A 12,891-nucleotide genomic window follows, 5' to 3' on the forward strand; every position below is an offset into this window, starting at 1 on the left:
GCTGTATTTTACGCCGGTGCCGACCGCTTGGGGAAATGCCGTCGCTCGCCTGCATGCTACACTCCGGCGCATGTCCCGATTCGTCTTCTTTCTGTCCTTGGCGCTGCTGGCTGCCTGCAGCAGCACGCCGCCACCCAAGACCGTGTTGACCACGGTAGTCACCGCACCGAAGCCGGCAGCTTTGCCGAAAATCCGCATCGGGCTCGCCCTCGGCGGTGGCGCCGCCAAGGGCTTTGCCCACATCGGCGTGATCAAGATGCTGGAGGCCAATGACATCACGCCGACGCTAGTAGCCGGTACGAGTGCTGGTAGCGTGGTCGGGGTGCTGTATGCCAGTGGCATGGATCCCTACCGCCTGCAACAACGCGCGGTGGCGCTTGATGAATCACAGATCCGCGATGTCAGCCTGTTTTCCGGGGGCGTGGTCAAAGGCCAGAAGCTGCAGGATTACGTGAATGGCCAGACCGGCGGCAAGCCGATTGAGCGCTTTCCGAAACCCTTCGCGGCGGTGGCGACACAATTGGAAACCGGCCAGCGTACGGTGTTCAACCGCGGCAATGCCGGCCAGGCCGTGCGTGCCTCCAGCAGCATTCCCGGGGTGTTCGAACCGGTCAGGATCGGCGGCAAAACCTATGTCGATGGCGGCGTGGTGAGTCCGGTGCCGGTGGATGCCGCACGCCAGCTCGGTGCCGATCTGGTGATTGCTGTCGATATCTCCAGCAAAGCCAGTGGCGAGGCGCCGGATGGCATGCTCGGCATCGTCAACCAATCAGTGGCGATCATGGGCCAGAAACTGGGTGAGCAGGAACTCGCGCGTGCGGAAATCATCATTCGGCCACGCGTGTCCGCCATCGGGCCGGCGGAGTTCGAACAACGGCATCAGGCCATTTTGGAAGGCGAGCGCGCGGCGCAGGCGGCATTGCCACAGATCCGCGCCCGCATCGCCGAATGGCAGAAAACACAATTGGCGGCGCAGGAAGCCAAGCGCCCGAAGCCGGCACCTACACCGGCTTGTGAGCCACAAAGTGCTCTCGAAAAAATGCTCGGGCGTGAGCCGAACTGTTCGCCGGCAAAATAAAACTCAGTATTCCGAACGCCCGGTTTCGAAATGGCCGCGGGTTGGAATCGTGCCTGGCTTGACCAGCTCCGCAAACGCCTGCGCTGCCGATGACAATAACTTGCCCTTACGCATGACCACGCCATAGCTGCGTGAGGGAAAATATTCTTTCATGTTGCGCGCCACCAGGCGCTCCTGGTCCTGGGCATTGAGGCAGATGCCGGTGACGATGGAAATGCCCAGGCCCATGGCCACGTATTGCTTAATCACCTCCCAGCCGCCCACCTCCAGCGCCACGGTATAGGGCACACGGTTTTTCTGGAACACCAGATCCACCAAGCGCCAGGTGCTCAAACGCTTGGGCGGAAGAATTAGGCCGTAAGGCGACAGGTCGGCCAGTTTGATGTTGTCTTTTTTGGCCAAAGGGTGGTCTTTGGCCATGATCAGCATCGGGTCGAAGCTGTAGGCCGGGGTGTATATCAGATCCCCGGGGACGTCCAGGACGGATCCGACGGCCAGGTCGCAGCCGTCATTGCGAAGCAATCCGAGACCGTCCTGTCCTGTCACGTTATGGAGAAATAACTGCACTTTAGGGTGTTTTTCCCTGAATTTAGACACAATTTCAGGAAGAAGGTACAAAATCGTCGAACTCCCGGCGGCAATATGCAACTCCGCCGTTTCCTGATTGCCCACTTTTTCGTGAAAGTCCTTGTCGATTCGGTCTAGGCCCTCCACCAGCGGGCGCGCCAGATCATACAGGGCGCTACCTTCCTGGGTCAGAGTCCAGCGCCGGCCAAAGCGTTCGAACAGGCGGGTGCCGAATTCGCGCTCCAGGGCCTGCAATTGCAGGGTGACGGCGGGTTGGCTGAGAAAGAGGGATTCCGCCGCACGCGACACCGAGCCCAGGCGGGCGGTCTGGCAGAAGGCGCGCAGGGGCTTCAGGCGGTCGCCCTTGTAATAAAACCGTGGCTGGGCTTTTTTCTTCGGTGCTTTCGTCATGATTTCCGACTAATTTTCAATAACTATAATATATATTAATATTATTTATAAAACTATTGTATTTGTCAATTATTAGTTGCGGACTTACGATCTGTGGTGCCCGAGCAGGGCCGACTTTGAGAATTCCATCGGCCGATCGAGCTACATCCGCCTTCAGATGTCTGCTTTTGCGGAGCTGCAGCAGCACGAAGTCGGCACCGGCTATTTCGATACGGTGACCCAGACACTGCAAGCCGGAACCAGTTCAGCCCGGCCTTGAATGGCTTGACCGAACAAGAACAGTTCATGCACTCGGCATGAGCCGCTGAAATAACCGGAGGGGTCAGTGGCAGCAAGATCGCTGATTCGTGCTCTTATAAGCAAATATTTACACACGCATTTCCGATATCTGATTCAATGATTTCAGGATTCGCGCGACAGGGCGCGCTGATCATGCAGCCCATCATCCGTTATCGAGGAACTCATTATGAAAACCATCCGTTTGATCTTCACAGCGTCATTGGTCGCCTTTATGGCTGGCTGTGCCACCAGTCCCGATGATCCGAATGCCAAGGCCAAACAAAAAGCCGCCATTGGTGCCGCCATCGGTACCGCGGCCGGTCTGCTGACCGGTGACAGCGCCACCGAGCGCCGCCAGCATGCCATGGTCGGTGCCGCCATCGGTGCCGGTGTCGGTGCTGGCGTCGGTCATTATCAGGACAAGCAGGAAGCCGCGCTGCGCAAGCAGTTGCAAGGAACCGGCGTCGACGTCGTCCGAGAAGGCAATAACATCACGCTCGACATGCCCAGCGGCATCACTTTCGGCTTCAACAGCTCGGATGTGAATGCGCAGTTCTATCCAGTACTCGACAAGGTCGCCACGACCCTGAGCGAATACAGCCAGACTACGGTCAATGTCGTCGGCTATACCGACAGCGTCGGCAGTGATGCCGCTAACCAGGCGCTGTCTGAGCGCCGCGCCCGCAGTGTCGCAGGCTATCTGCAGTCACACGGCGTCGCCGTGCAACGCCTAGTGGTGTCGGGCCGGGGCGAAGCCCAGCCGGTCGATACCAACGATACCGAAGCCGGTCGTGCCAATAACCGCCGAGTGGAAATCACCTTGGTGCCGATTTCCCAGTAAGCGACGGGGTGAGTTTTATCGCGTAATAAGGCAGTCCGGAGTTTCGAAAAGGGATGGCTCCAGCCATCCCTTTTTTCATGCCGCCTGATGAGGCAATCCATCGGCCAGATGCAGCCAGGGCTGATGCGTGTCCCAATTCACATGCGCCTGTGGCTCACGGTCGAGTGCTTCGGTGAAATTGACTGCCGTAATGTGCAACTCTCCTGGCCAGCGCTCGGATTTGAAAAAAACCGTTGACCCGCAGTTTTCGCAGAAACCACGGAAGGCGTTTTCTGTAGCGCTGAACCAGCGCAAGACGTCCGCATCATCGCCGATGATGACATCTGCTTCGGAAAATCCGGCCCAGGTGACGAACGCAGCGCCGGCGTTTTTCTGGCAAAGCGTGCAATGGCAATGTGCGACCCACAGCGTGGGCAAAGCAGCCGAAAACGTCAGCGCACCGCAGAGACAGGTACCGTGTACGCGAGGCATCAGCAGGTCGGCAATCCGGCCGCGACCCAGGCCAGCATGCCACCGTCGACATTGATGGCGTGTCTACCCAGCTGCTGGCAGGCTGCCGCGCTTCGGCCGCCGCTGCGGCAGATAACAAGCAGACCATCCATGTCCGGATCTACTCCGGTGTTGACGAAGGATTTTTTGCCGGATTTCTGGATCAGTGACAGCGGCACATTGACGGCCCCGGGTACCGACACCGCTTCGAACTCATCGGTCTCCCGCACATCGACTAGTGTGGTACCGTTCTGATGGCGTTCAGCGGCTTCTTTCACCGAGATGGATTGTGGCATCGTGAATATCCTTTTGAAAAATTCAGAACCATGTAATGTCCTAGTAGTGTAGTTATTTGGGCAGACAGTACAGATCGTGAAGGGTTTCGATAATGGCGGTAACCGGCCCTTGGGCAACGCGGTAAATGACAGTCTGCGCATTTTTCCGGCAACTGACCAGATTTTTTTCACGCAGGATCGCCAGATGTTGCGAGAGTGCGGACTGGCTTAGCGCCAGTCGCTGATTCAGCTGCGATACATTTAACTCACCCTCAATTAATATGCATAGGATCCGCAGACGCTGCGCGTTAGCGATGGCTTTCAACAAATCGGCAGCTTCTGCAGATTGAGCGACCATGGCATCGACGGCAAAAGGGGAAGAATTCTTCTTCATAAGATCATTTTAGCCGGAATAAAGCGAATTGCCATCCGGATGGAAGCTCACTTCACAAGCGCCGCTTTGGAACAGCTAATGCCCGGTCGAGCTGCCGGTATTGGATGGCTTCGGCCAAGTGCGGAGTTCCGATGGAGGCACTGCCTGCGAGATCGGCAATGGTGCGGGCCACCCGCAGAATCCGGTAGGTGGCGCGTGCCGAGAGCTGGAGTGCGTTCATGGCTTTGTCGAGCAGTTCCTGGTTGCCGATATCCAGCTGGCAATGCATTTTCAAATCAGCCTGGGACAGATGTGCATTGCAGCCACCGCTGCGCTGTATTTGCACGGCTCGTGCCGCAATCACCCGCCTGCGGATGGCGGCACTGGGCTCGCCCAGCGGTGCGTTCAGATGGAGCTCTTCGTGATTGAGCCGCGTCATGGCCAGATGGATATCGATGCGATCCAGCAAGGGGCCGGAAAGTTTTCCACGATAACGTTCGATGGCGTCCGGGCTGCAGCGGCAGCGCCCGGAACTATCACCGAACCAACCGCAGGGGCAGGGATTCATGGCCGCGACCAATTGGAAGCGGGCTGGAAAATCCGCACTGGTCGCGGCACGTGAGATGCTGACCGTGCCGGATTCCAGCGGCTGTCGTAGTACCTCCAGACTTTTACGGTCCCACTCGGCCAATTCATCAAGGAACAACACGCCGTGATGGGCCAGCGAGATTTCACCGGGCTTGGGTTGGGTCCCGCCGCCGGCCAGAGCAACCGCACTTGAGGTATGGTGGGGGCTGCGGAATGGACGTTGCCGGAAGCGGGTCAGATCCAGGCCGCGACCGGACACCGAAGCAATCGCAGCGTTCTCGATCGCCTCTTCGTCCGAGGCCGGCGGCAGGATGCCGGGCAGGCGTGAAGCCAATAGCGTTTTACCGCAGCCGGGTGAGCCGATCAGCAGCATGTGGTGACCGCCGGCCGCGGCGATTTCCATGGCCCGGCGCGCACTGTGCTGGCCGCGCACATCGGCCATGTCCGGCATTGGGGCGTCTATGAAATCAAGACCTGCATCTGCAATGGGCAGCGTGCGTTCACCGCGCAGATGATGCACCACATCCATCAATGTACGTGCGGTATAGAGGTGTTTGGCACGCGCCAGTCCCGCTTCGGCGGCATTACCGAGCGGCACAATCATTCGGCGACCGGCCTGTTTAGCGGCGAGTGCGGCCGGCAAGACGCCGTCGATGGCCCGCAGTTCGCCAGTGAGTGCCAGTTCACCGATGAATTCGTAATCATTCAGCGCCTGCGGCTCGATGGCACCGTTGGCGGCGAGAATGCCGAGCGCGAGCGGCAGATCGAAACGGCCGCCGTCTTTCGGCAGATCGGCCGGTGCCAGATTGACCGTGATGCGCCGGTTGGGAAATTCGAGCTGCGCGCAGGAAATAGCGGCCCGGACGCGGTCGCGACTTTCACGCACTGCCGCTTCTGGCAGGCCGACCATATTGAGAATGGGCAATCCGGCCGCGAGATAGACTTCCACGCGCACAGCCGGGGCCTGCACGCCGGATTTAGCCCGGCTGTGGACCAGTGCAAGAGACATGACAACCCCCGTGGGGATAGGTTATTCGGCGGCGTCCTGCGAACGCAGGCGGGCTTCGAGTTGTTCGATGGTACGTTCCAGCGCGTCCATCTTTTCGCGGGTGCGCAAGAGCACCGCACGCTGCACGTCGAATTCCTCGCGGGTGACCAGGTCGAGTTTCGACAGACTCATCTGCAGCGTGGCCTTGATGTTCTGTTCAAGATCTTCCCGGGCCTGCTGCATGCCGGGTGGCACCAGGTTGCTGAGGCGGCGGGCCAAATCATCAATGGCGGCGAGGTCGATCATGGCAGGTGCTCCGTGTGGGTTTCGCTCAGTGTGCCGGCCGGACCCGGGCGGGTCTGTCATCCGTTCTGCCGAAACGCCTCGACATTTTCCTATAATTCGGTGGGAAAGCCCACCGGTTTCGCGGGATTTTCGCTATGCTGAGGATAAATCGGGAGATTCCTATGAAAATGGTGATGGCTATCATCAAGCCGTTCAAACTCGACGACGTGCGAGAAGCGCTCAGCGAGGTCGGCGTGACCGGTGTGACGGTCACAGAAGTAAAGGGTTTCGGGCGCCAAAAAGGCCACACCGAGCTATACCGCGGCGCCGAATATGTAGTCGATTTCCTGCCCAAAATCAAACTGGAAGTGGCGGTCGCCTCCGACCAGCTCGAGCGCGTGGTGGAAGCTATCCAGTCTTCGGCCAACAGCGGCAAGATCGGCGACGGCAAGATCTTCGTGTACGAACTCGAACGCGTGGTGCGCATCCGTACCGGTGAGCTTGATGGAGATGCGTTGTAACCCCCTCCTCAATCCCCCTTTTTAAAAAGGGGGCAGGCATGAAGCGCAGGGGGATTAATCAAACCAATCCCTCGCCACCAAATACTCATTGAGTTTCGCCTCGGCACTTCCCGCTTCCGGCGTGTATTGATATTCGAAACGCACGCGCGGCGGCAGGCTCATCAAAATACTTTCGGTACGGCCACCGCTTTGCAGGCCGAACAAGGTGCCGCGGTCCCATACTAGGTTGAATTCCACATAGCGACCGCGCCGGTACAGCTGAAATTCGCGCTCACGTTCTCCATATGGAGTTTTTTTGCGACGATCCACAATCGGAATGTAGGCATCGATGAAACCGTCACCAACAGCACGCAGATAATCGAAACTTTTTTCGAAGCCATCGGCATTCAAGTCGTCGAAGAACAGGCCGCCGACGCCGCGCGTTTCATTACGGTGTTTCAGGAAAAAGTATTTATCGCACCAGGCCTTGTGCTCGGCATAACGACTCGGGCCGAAGGGTGCACACAAATCACGCGCTACCGTATGCCAGTGGCGAACATCGTTATCGAACGGATAGAACGGAGTCAAATCGAAACCGCCACCGAACCACCAGATCGGTTCACGGCCTTCGGGCGTGGCCTGGAAGAAACGCACATTGGCGTGCGAGCTCGGTACGTACGGATTTTCGGGATGGATGACCAGCGACACGCCGACGGCTTTCCACGGTGCGCCGGTCAGTTCCGGGCGGTGTGCGGTGGCCGAAGCGGGCAGGGTATTGCCGGACACTTCCGAATAGCCGACGCCGGCCTGTTCGAATACTGCGCCGGCTTTCAGCACCCGCGAGCGACCGCCGCCGCCTTCGGGCCGCTGCCAGTGGTCTTCGGCAAAACGGCCTTGGCCGTCGCTGGTTTCCAGGGCGGCACAGATGCGGTCCTGCAAGGACTGTAAATAATGGCTGACGGTGTCGAAAGGGTTCATGGCGCGGACCGGAAATTGTCTGCGTCCATGATACCGCGCCCGTAGGCTTATAATGAACACGATGAGCTTGCCGATTACTCTGCCCGATATCCATTTCAGTGACGACTGCGCCCAGGCCATGCCGTTCCGCTTCCGCGGCAAGGGCGGCTTGCCCTGCACCTACTTGGCCGGAAACGCCGCGGCCGAATGCTGGTACATGGGCCCGGATTACGCCTTCAACGCGATGCATGTGCAAGAAACCGGCGACCTGGTATCGGACACTCGCGCGGCCTATGCCGAACTGCTGAGCCAAGTCCGCAGTTCAGCGCATCCGTTCCTCATCCGCATCTGGAATTATTTCGGCGATATCAACCTCGGCGATGAAGACGCCGAACGCTACCGACAGTTCTGCGTTGGCCGGGCGCAGGCGGTCGATGCCGAATTCAACAATCCGCCGCCGGCCGCCACCGCCATCGGCGCTGCCTGCAGCGACGGCCTGCATGTGATCGCCCTGTGTGCCAAGCGTCCGGCCACCGCCCTGGAAAATCCGCGGCAGACTCCAGCCTGGCAGTATCCGCGCCAGTACGGCAAGGTCTCACCAGGATTTTCGCGCGGCGCTCTGCTTGATGTCGGCAGCGAATATCCCCTGCTGCTCGCCTCCGGCACCGCCAGCATCGTCGGCCATGCTTCGGTGCATGTCGGTGATGTTGCCGAACAATGCCGTGAAAGCCTACGCAATCTGCGCGCCCTGCTCGACGAAGGCGAAAAACACGGCGGCGTGCCCTTTACCTTCGGCCGGTGCCGGGCCTTGCGTGTCTACATCCGTGATCCGCAGCACCTGCATGCGGTGCGCACGGTGTTCGAGGCCAGCGGCCTGCCGCCGCAGAACATCGTGTATCTGCATGGCGAGGTCTGCCGACGCGAACTCGCGGTCGAGCTGGAAGGTGTGTTCGCCAGCAATCTGACGATGAATGTGGATTAAAAAAGTGGGTGAGGCGATGTAAAGAAAAGGCGCCCTGCGGCGCCTTTTCTCATTTTGTTTTCAGATTGGTTTCGAACAGTTCGTAGATCCGCCGGTACTGGTCGTACCAGCTTTCCGGCTGCACGTAGCCGTGGCGTTCGAGCGGGTAGGAGGCCATCGTCCAGTTGTGCTTTTTCATTTCGATCAGACGCTGCGACAGCCGCACCGAATCCTGATAGAACACATTGTCGTCCATCATGCCGTGGCTGATCAGTAGTGCGCCTTTCAGGTTCTGCACGTATTCGATCGGCGAGGATTTCCGGTAGGCTTCGGGATCGATGTCCGGCGTATTCAGGATGTTGGACGTGTATTCGTGGTTGTAACTGGTCCAGTCGGTGACCGGACGCAGTGCGGCGCCGGCCTTGAAGGCCTCCGGGGCCCGGAACAGCGCCATGAAGCTCATGAAGCCGCCATAGCTGCCGCCGTAAATGCCGACATTGGCCCGGTCGCCCTGATGATTGGCGACCATGTAATCGACACCGTCGAGATAATCCTCCAGCTCCGGGTGGCCCATCTGCCGGTAGATGGCGGTACGCCAGTCGCGGCCATAACCTTCCGAGGCGCGGTAGTCCATGTCGAGCACGACGTAGCCCTGTTGTACCAGCAGGTTGTGGAACATCTGCTCGCGGAAATACACCGGGTAACGTGCGCTCACGTTCTGCAGATAACCGGCGCCGTGCACGAACATCGCGATCGGATATTTTTTTCCGGCCTCGGCGTTTTTCGGGCGGTACAGTTTGGCCCAGATCACTCCGGCACCGTGTTTGGACGGTACCTGCACGTATTCCGGTTCAATCCATTCGCGTGCTTTGAATTCGCCGCTGCGGGTGTCGGTCAGTTTCCGGGTCTCGCCGTTTCCGGCATCTACCACCGCCAGTTGTACCGGCAGGTAGCTGCCCGAGTAGCGCACGGCCAGACGTTTGCCGTCCGGCGACAGGCTGAAGTCCTCGACGCCATCAAGCGCCGTCACTTCGCGCAGATCGCTACCGTCACGGTTGACGCGGCAGACTTCGTAATCGCCCGGCCAGCGGCGGTTGCACAGGAAGTAGGCCTGGCTGCCCTGGGCATTCCACTGCACGCTGCTGGCTTCGTAGTTGCCGGAAGTCAGCATTTTCGCGGCCTTTCCTTCACCCACATACAGATGGCTGTAGCCGCTTTGTTCAGACAGAAACCAGAAGCGGTTGTCGGGCAGGAAGCCGAATTCGTTGAAGCTCCAGTTGATCCAGGCCGGGTCGGTCAGGCGGTGGCGGACGCTGAGTTTACCGCTGGCGAAATCGATGCCAGCCAGCCAGCGGTCCTTGTTGTCGATGGTACGCACCATCACTGCGACCTGAGTCCCGTCGGCACTCCACACCGCCGGTGCCTCCATGCGCACCGCACGGTTGCCTTTCAGCGGATCGCGTTTCTGCGCCTTGCGCAGGTCCGCCAGCGGATCGGTGGCGATACCGGAAAGGCTTGAAAAATCGAGTTCGCGCACCGACTGCGCGCGCACATCGACCAGCCAGAGTTTCTGTGCCAGCGGCATATTGCGGCCGACCCGCGTACGTACGTTCTCGAATTCCTCGAAGCCGCTGTCGGTCACGTATTTCGGCATCTTGCCGGTCTGGCCTTCGTCGGCGCCCTTTTCGGTGGTAGTCACCAGGGCATAGCGACCATCCGGGGACAGCGAACTTCCGGAAATATCGAGCTTGTTGCCGAGATAGGTGGCCGGCATCGCGCCGCTGCCGTCACCGGCACGACGCTCATCGCGGTCCTTGTTCAGGGCCTCGCGTTCGGCTTTCTGCCGGGCCAGGGTGGCGATCAGGCGGAGTTCATGCGCGTTTGCGGCGCTGATTGGCAGCGTTTTCTTCGGATCATTTTCCGTCTTCAGCTGCAGTACCGGTTCGATCAGTCCGTTGCGCGCGGTGAACCAGTCGTTGCCGCGCTGAAACAGGACGCTGCCGTCGCTGCCGAATACCGGATTGGATTCGGCTTCGGCGCTCTTGGTGATCTGCACCAGGCTGTTGTTGCCGAGCTGACGCAGGAACACGTCGCCCTGGCGCACGAACAGTGCGCGCTGGCGGCTGCGGTCGAAACTCTGCTGGGCTTCGTCGAGCTGTGCCCAGCCCGTATTTTCAACACGTTGGCTGGCGCCATCCGCGTCCACGCGGTAGGTGGCGCGCACCGGACTGCCGGCCAGTTTTTGGCGGTAGAACACGTTGCTTGAATCGGCCGACCACCACGCCTGTTCGACCGGCGTGCCGATCCAGTCCGGATGAGCCATGGCCTGGTCAAGCGTGATCGGCGTCTGCGCGGAAACGGCGGCGCAGAACAAGACGGCGGAAACGGACAACAGACGGCGGGCGGACATGCGGTACTCCTCAATGAAAACTCCCATAGCGTACCAAATAATAAAGGGCTTTCCTGAAAGCGCGTTGTAGAGGACAATGTGGCAAAGGCCTTGGACCGTGTATGCCCGTTTTCGTCTACAAATCCCTGCGCAAACCGGATACCTACCTGTATTTGCCGAAAGCCGATGCTTTCGCCTCCCTGCCTGAAACCGTCGGCGCGCCATTGCAACCCTGGCAGTTCGTGCTTGAGTTCGAACTGACCGCCGGTCGCCGCTTGGCGCGTGTTGATGCCGGCGTGTTGCAAGCCAATCTCCACACCCATGGATTTCACCTGCAGTTTCCGCCAAGCGTATTGGATCCTCTGGTTGCAGGAGGCGTCGGCGATGGTTGAATTCGGTATCTTGGCGCTGAAATTGGCCGTGTTTCATGCGGTCATGGTGGAACTGCTGAAGGCCGGTATGCATCCGAAGCAATGGCACTTTCTGCCGATGCTGAAATCAATCGCTCATATTGCCGGTGCGTGGTTGTTCTTGCAGTGCGGTCTGGCCCTGTTGCTGATCTGGCCGATACAGGCGGTACAGCAGACCCAGAGCGTGTTGTCGGCTTTGGCTTTATCAGTTGCGTCCGGCATGGTGGTACTGGGGCTGCAGCGGATCTGGCCGAATTGGGCGCAGTGGCAGCAGGACTATCGGCAGGGCTGGCCGACCTTCGAGCCCAGTCATCCACAATTTGCATTCTGGCGTTCGGCATTGGCTGGTTTGGTGCTGCTGCTCTTGGCCATGCCGGCGTTATTGACTGCAGCCGGCTGGGCGTTCTGGTTAAAGGCCTTCAGTCTGTGGTTACTTGGCTATGGCGTGCTCGCGCTGCTTTGGCATGCAGTGACCGTCAAGATCCCTTTACCGAAAGCAGTTTTGGCCGGCGAATCGGCAATGGCGGCGATTCCCGTCACTGCAAAGTCACCGGTACCATCGCTGGACCCGGATATCGCTTTGTTGCAGGCGGTGCATAACGGCCAGGTCGATGCGGCATTGCAGGCGCTCGACGCTGGTGCCAATCCGCATCAGTTGCCGACGGCCGGCGCCAAGGACCAGCGCAGCCTGATGATGATTGCCGGCACCCTCAGCGATCTGCGTCTGATGCGGGCATTGATTGGCAGCGGTGTGGATGTGAATGCGTTCCATGCCGGACTGAACCCATTGCTCAGTGCCACCCGTGACAGTTGGCATGGCCGCTCGGAAGCGGTCACCATGCTGCTAACCAACGGTGCCCGAACCGATGTCACCGATTCCGATGGCAACACGCCCCTTCATCATGCCATGCGCAGCACCGATGCCGCCGTCGCTGCTCTGTTGTTAGACGCCGGTGCCGATATCGAAGCCGTCAACAGGGACGGATACACGCCGTTGGCTTTGGCTTGTCAGGCGGCCAATTGGCGTGTTGCTCGTTATATGCTGGAACGCAAAGCCAAAATCGAGCCGGCCGGAGCCGTTCCGGTGATGATTGCCGCTGCCGGCGCCGAGGATGATGAAATCGGCATACGCCTGCTCCACAAACACAAAGCCAAGGTGGATGTGCGCAATGCTCAGCAGATGACGCCGTTGATGGTGGCCGCACAGGCCGGTCTGACCGAAGTGGTTTCAGCGCTTCTGGAGCTCGGTGCTCAGGTCAATGCCCAGGACGATGCCGGTATCAGCGCTTATATGCTGGCCGCACAAGCCGGAGAGGTCGAGGTCCTCAAGCGGCTATTGGCTCAGCCGAAACTGTCGCGTGCCGCGGTAGATACACAGGGCCGCAGCGCGCTCGATTACGCTCTGGCCAACGGGCGTTGGTCGGCAGTAGCCTGCATCGATCCGGCCTATGCCTTGCCGGAACATTTCAGTGAGGCGCCTCTGCCTGAGCGTCGCAGCAG

Annotated in this window: 14 protein-coding genes and 1 pseudogene; 7 read left to right on the forward strand and 8 right to left on the reverse strand. The window is 59.5% G+C overall.

Annotation, left to right across the window (positions count from 1 at the left end; genetic code table 11):
* The first annotated feature begins 70 nt into the window (after positions 1-70).
* Positions 71-1,078: a patatin-like phospholipase family protein gene (locus tag ACIQ0Q_RS07255; RefSeq protein WP_395772287.1), complete on the forward strand. Its 1,008-nt coding sequence runs from the start codon at positions 71-73 to the stop codon at positions 1,076-1,078.
* Between the two features lie 3 nt (positions 1,079-1,081).
* Here ACIQ0Q_RS07255 and ACIQ0Q_RS07260 read toward each other — a convergent pair whose 3' ends face one another.
* Positions 1,082-2,056 (reverse strand): LysR family transcriptional regulator, encoded by a 975-nt coding sequence (locus ACIQ0Q_RS07260; RefSeq protein ID WP_395772277.1) that lies wholly within the window; start codon positions 2,054-2,056, stop codon positions 1,082-1,084.
* A gap of 142 nt (positions 2,057-2,198) precedes the next feature.
* On the opposite strand from ACIQ0Q_RS07260, the pseudogene ACIQ0Q_RS07265 reads away from it, so the two are divergent.
* Positions 2,199-2,356: pseudogene (locus ACIQ0Q_RS07265) on the forward strand (isocitrate lyase); the annotation flags it as partial.
* 211 nt (positions 2,357-2,567) lie between these two features.
* Positions 2,568-3,176: an OmpA family protein gene (locus tag ACIQ0Q_RS07270; protein ID WP_395772288.1), complete on the forward strand. Its 609-nt coding sequence runs from the start codon at positions 2,568-2,570 to the stop codon at positions 3,174-3,176.
* Between the two features lie 75 nt (positions 3,177-3,251).
* Here ACIQ0Q_RS07270 and ACIQ0Q_RS07275 read toward each other — a convergent pair whose 3' ends face one another.
* Genes ACIQ0Q_RS07275 through ACIQ0Q_RS07295 form a run of 5 tightly spaced genes read right to left on the reverse strand, consistent with a single transcriptional unit; the run spans position 3,252 to position 6,195 of the window.
* On the reverse strand, positions 3,252-3,647 hold the full coding sequence (locus ACIQ0Q_RS07275) for a GFA family protein (protein ID WP_395772278.1): 396 nt from the start codon (positions 3,645-3,647) through the stop codon (positions 3,252-3,254).
* Positions 3,647-3,961: a rhodanese-like domain-containing protein gene (locus ACIQ0Q_RS07280; protein ID WP_395772279.1), complete on the reverse strand. Its 315-nt coding sequence runs from the start codon at positions 3,959-3,961 to the stop codon at positions 3,647-3,649. The genes ACIQ0Q_RS07275 and ACIQ0Q_RS07280 overlap by 1 nt, the downstream gene beginning before the upstream one ends.
* Positions 3,962-4,013: 52 nt before the next feature.
* Positions 4,014-4,334 (reverse strand): ArsR/SmtB family transcription factor, encoded by a 321-nt coding sequence (locus tag ACIQ0Q_RS07285; RefSeq protein WP_395772280.1) that lies wholly within the window; start codon positions 4,332-4,334, stop codon positions 4,014-4,016.
* Between the two features lie 52 nt (positions 4,335-4,386).
* Positions 4,387-5,910: a YifB family Mg chelatase-like AAA ATPase gene (locus ACIQ0Q_RS07290; protein WP_395772281.1), complete on the reverse strand. Its 1,524-nt coding sequence runs from the start codon at positions 5,908-5,910 to the stop codon at positions 4,387-4,389.
* A gap of 21 nt (positions 5,911-5,931) precedes the next feature.
* On the reverse strand, positions 5,932-6,195 hold the full coding sequence (locus ACIQ0Q_RS07295; RefSeq protein ID WP_297802530.1) for an accessory factor UbiK family protein: 264 nt from the start codon (positions 6,193-6,195) through the stop codon (positions 5,932-5,934).
* Between the two features lie 161 nt (positions 6,196-6,356).
* Between ACIQ0Q_RS07295 and glnK the strand changes: the two genes are divergently transcribed.
* Positions 6,357-6,695 (forward strand): P-II family nitrogen regulator, encoded by a 339-nt coding sequence (glnK, locus tag ACIQ0Q_RS07300; RefSeq protein ID WP_395769722.1) that lies wholly within the window; start codon positions 6,357-6,359, stop codon positions 6,693-6,695.
* A 54-nt stretch (positions 6,696-6,749) separates the two neighbouring features.
* Here glnK and hemF read toward each other — a convergent pair whose 3' ends face one another.
* The gene (gene hemF / locus ACIQ0Q_RS07305) at positions 6,750-7,652 is read right to left on the reverse strand and encodes an oxygen-dependent coproporphyrinogen oxidase (RefSeq protein ID WP_395772282.1); all 903 of its coding nucleotides are present in this window, start codon (positions 7,650-7,652) and stop codon (positions 6,750-6,752) included.
* 52 nt (positions 7,653-7,704) lie between these two features.
* Here hemF and ACIQ0Q_RS07310 point away from each other — a divergent pair, with 52 nt between their 5' ends.
* Positions 7,705-8,613: a pteridine-dependent deoxygenase gene (locus ACIQ0Q_RS07310; protein ID WP_395772283.1), complete on the forward strand. Its 909-nt coding sequence runs from the start codon at positions 7,705-7,707 to the stop codon at positions 8,611-8,613.
* Positions 8,614-8,662: 49 nt separating this feature from the next.
* On the opposite strand, the gene ACIQ0Q_RS07315 is transcribed toward ACIQ0Q_RS07310, so the two are convergent.
* Positions 8,663-11,002, reverse strand: coding sequence for a prolyl oligopeptidase family serine peptidase (locus ACIQ0Q_RS07315; RefSeq protein ID WP_395772284.1), 2,340 nt, complete (start codon positions 11,000-11,002; stop codon positions 8,663-8,665).
* A 101-nt stretch (positions 11,003-11,103) separates the two neighbouring features.
* Here ACIQ0Q_RS07315 and ACIQ0Q_RS07320 point away from each other — a divergent pair, with 101 nt between their 5' ends.
* Together ACIQ0Q_RS07320 and ACIQ0Q_RS07325 are read left to right on the forward strand one after the other, a co-directional pair.
* The gene (locus ACIQ0Q_RS07320) at positions 11,104-11,373 is read left to right on the forward strand and encodes a YcgL domain-containing protein (protein ID WP_395772285.1); all 270 of its coding nucleotides are present in this window, start codon (positions 11,104-11,106) and stop codon (positions 11,371-11,373) included.
* Positions 11,366-12,891: ankyrin repeat domain-containing protein (locus ACIQ0Q_RS07325; protein WP_395772286.1), on the forward strand; the 1,526-nt coding region annotated here is incomplete at its 3' end. The genes ACIQ0Q_RS07320 and ACIQ0Q_RS07325, both read left to right, overlap by 8 nt.

The sequence above is a fragment of the Arenimonas sp. genome, from assembly GCF_044348765.1.
In the GTDB taxonomy this organism is placed as follows: domain Bacteria; phylum Pseudomonadota; class Gammaproteobacteria; order Xanthomonadales; family Xanthomonadaceae; genus Arenimonas.

Excerpts from the sequence above, each read along its gene's own strand:
- ACIQ0Q_RS07255 (WP_395772287.1), top strand. The coding sequence starts at position 71 with ATGTCCCGATTCGTCTTCTTTCTGTCCTTGGCGCTGCTGGCTGCCTGC.
- ACIQ0Q_RS07260 (WP_395772277.1), bottom strand. The coding sequence starts at position 2,056 with ATGACGAAAGCACCGAAGAAAAAAGCCCAGCCACGGTTTTATTACAAG.
- ACIQ0Q_RS07270 (WP_395772288.1), top strand. The coding sequence starts at position 2,568 with ATGGCTGGCTGTGCCACCAGTCCCGATGATCCGAATGCCAAGGCCAAA.
- ACIQ0Q_RS07275 (WP_395772278.1), bottom strand. The coding sequence starts at position 3,647 with ATGCCTCGCGTACACGGTACCTGTCTCTGCGGTGCGCTGACGTTTTCG.
- ACIQ0Q_RS07280 (WP_395772279.1), bottom strand. The coding sequence starts at position 3,961 with ATGCCACAATCCATCTCGGTGAAAGAAGCCGCTGAACGCCATCAGAAC.
- ACIQ0Q_RS07285 (WP_395772280.1), bottom strand. The coding sequence starts at position 4,334 with ATGAAGAAGAATTCTTCCCCTTTTGCCGTCGATGCCATGGTCGCTCAA.
- ACIQ0Q_RS07290 (WP_395772281.1), bottom strand. The coding sequence starts at position 5,910 with ATGTCTCTTGCACTGGTCCACAGCCGGGCTAAATCCGGCGTGCAGGCC.
- ACIQ0Q_RS07295 (WP_297802530.1), bottom strand. The coding sequence starts at position 6,195 with ATGATCGACCTCGCCGCCATTGATGATTTGGCCCGCCGCCTCAGCAAC.
- glnK (WP_395769722.1), top strand. The coding sequence starts at position 6,357 with ATGAAAATGGTGATGGCTATCATCAAGCCGTTCAAACTCGACGACGTG.
- hemF (WP_395772282.1), bottom strand. The coding sequence starts at position 7,652 with ATGAACCCTTTCGACACCGTCAGCCATTATTTACAGTCCTTGCAGGAC.
- ACIQ0Q_RS07310 (WP_395772283.1), top strand. The coding sequence starts at position 7,705 with ATGAACACGATGAGCTTGCCGATTACTCTGCCCGATATCCATTTCAGT.
- ACIQ0Q_RS07315 (WP_395772284.1), bottom strand. The coding sequence starts at position 11,002 with ATGTCCGCCCGCCGTCTGTTGTCCGTTTCCGCCGTCTTGTTCTGCGCC.
- ACIQ0Q_RS07320 (WP_395772285.1), top strand. The coding sequence starts at position 11,104 with ATGCCCGTTTTCGTCTACAAATCCCTGCGCAAACCGGATACCTACCTG.